Origin of the sequence: Actinoalloteichus spitiensis RMV-1378 (genome assembly GCF_000239155.1) — a bacterium.
Classification (GTDB): domain Bacteria; phylum Actinomycetota; class Actinomycetes; order Mycobacteriales; family Pseudonocardiaceae; genus Actinoalloteichus_B; species Actinoalloteichus_B spitiensis.
In genome coordinates, this window is sequence record NZ_AGVX02000762.1 from 1 (window position 1) to 1,787 (window position 1,787).

The following is a 1,787-nucleotide window of genomic DNA, read 5'->3' on the forward strand; positions in this document are numbered from 1 at the left end:
GGACGGCGCGCGCCCAGTGCTCCGCTGGGACGGGCCGCCCCTCCGGTCGGAGTGGGCGGCCCGTGTTCACGAGTGCGGAGCAGCGGTTGGGTCAGCCCCGGGTCAGGGACAGGCCCCAGCGGGAGAGGATCGGGTTCAGCGGCTGGAAGTAGGTGGTGCCACCCCAGGTGCAGTTGCCGGAGCCACCGGAGGTGACGCCCTGGGCCTGGCTGCCGCTCAGCCAGGAGCCACCGGAGTCACCACCCTCGGCGCAGGCGTTGGTCCTGGTCAGGCCGCTGACGGCGCCCTGGGCGTAGAAGACGGTCTGGTTCTTGGCCTGGACGGTGCCGCAGCGCCAGCCGGTGGTGGAGCCGGACCGGCAGATGGAGGCGCCGACGGCGGCCTCGTTCGAGCCGCTGACGGTGACGGTGGCGCCGCCGCTGTAGCGGTTCACCAGGGGGCGGGGGGTCCAGTTGGCGTTGGTCCGGACGTAACCCATGTCGCTGCCCGGGAAGACCGAGCCGGCGACCTGGCCGGAGGAGACGCGGTTGTAGCCCTGGGTCGCGGTGCCGACCCCACCGCAGTGCCCGGCGGTCACGTAGCCGACCGACACGGAGAAGCCGACCGAGCAACGGGAGCCACCGAAGTAGTAGGCGTCGCCGCCGATGATGTCGTAGAGGGTCCGAGGCTGCTCGGTGCTCTCCACCACGGTCACCGCGTCGGCGTTGACCCCGGACTCGGCGACGAAGTCCGCCGCCGCCTCACCGCTGCCGAGGGCGGTGGTCACCACGACGGTGTTGTCCGCGGTGTCCACGTACCAGCCGGTCACGCCGTCCGGAACCTCGCTGGTCTCGTTGAGGGTCGACACGACGCCGTCCAGGGTGTCGGCGCTGAAGGCCACGACCTCCGGTGTCGCCCCGGCGGCGCGGACCTCGTCGGCCTTGGCGGCGCTGGTCACGCCGACGACGAGCGTGTTCGTGTCCCCGTCGAAGTGGGCTCCGCCGAAGGCCGGACCCAGGCTCGCCCGCAGCTCGTCCTCGGTCTCGACGGCGGTGGCCTCCACCGCGACCCTCGTCAGTGCCTCCTGCTCGGTCAGGCCGAGGTCCCGCTGCATCGCCGAGAGCATCTCCGGCGACGCCACGGTGGCGTCGGCCCCGTCCGGGGAGGGGGTGTCCGCGCCTGCTGGCAGGGCCAGCGCGGTGGCCGTGCCAGCGGCCGCGACCAGGGCACCGGCAATGCGGGCCAAGGATCTGTTCCTCATGTTTCGCGTCTCCCGTGTAGGGGTGCAGGGATATCCGGGGAGGGGAGTGGGTCAGGCGAGAGGCCCCCGCCCCGGAAGTGCCTCGTCCGAGGTGGACTGGGCCGTGCCGGTCGGCGCGGCTGGGCTGGGCACCAACAGCCCTGGCTCAGGGGTTCCGCAGTTCGGCTGTGGCGGTGGGAGGGGAGGTCGGTGTCGTGGACCTGGGTGGCGTCAGTAGGTGTCCGACGTGAACATCTGGGTCCTCTCCGTTCACACCGGCGTCGCCGCCGGTTCATCCAGGCCCCCGTTGGAGTGAAAGTCTTGGCTCAGGATCTTGTTACGGATATCCGCCAACCGGGGAAAAACCGTCACGGTCGTCGGACTGGCGCTTACGTCCCGTAATGGGATCCCGCTGTCGTGCCCCTGTTCCGGTCGTTGCGCGGTGAACGAGTCCTGGTCCGAACGGGTGCTTCCGTCCGGCCGGGTGCCAACCCCCCGTTCCTCCCGGTTCCGCGTGCGGCACGCACGTCAACGGGCGGCTTCCCCCGATCGGGGGAAGCCGCCCGTT

The 1,787-nt window shown here is 71.4% G+C and carries 1 protein-coding gene; it reads right to left on the minus strand.

Annotated features, from left to right (window positions below; all coding sequences use genetic code 11):
* Positions 1-91 precede the first annotated feature (91 nt).
* Positions 92-1,240, minus strand: a complete 1,149-nt coding sequence (locus tag ACTIDRAF_RS0224960; RefSeq protein WP_026066477.1) for a S1 family peptidase — start codon at positions 1,238-1,240, stop codon at positions 92-94.
* Positions 1,241-1,787: the final 547 nt, after the last annotated feature.

Excerpts from the sequence above, each read along its gene's own strand:
- ACTIDRAF_RS0224960 (WP_026066477.1), bottom strand. The coding sequence starts at position 1,240 with ATGAGGAACAGATCCTTGGCCCGCATTGCCGGTGCCCTGGTCGCGGCC.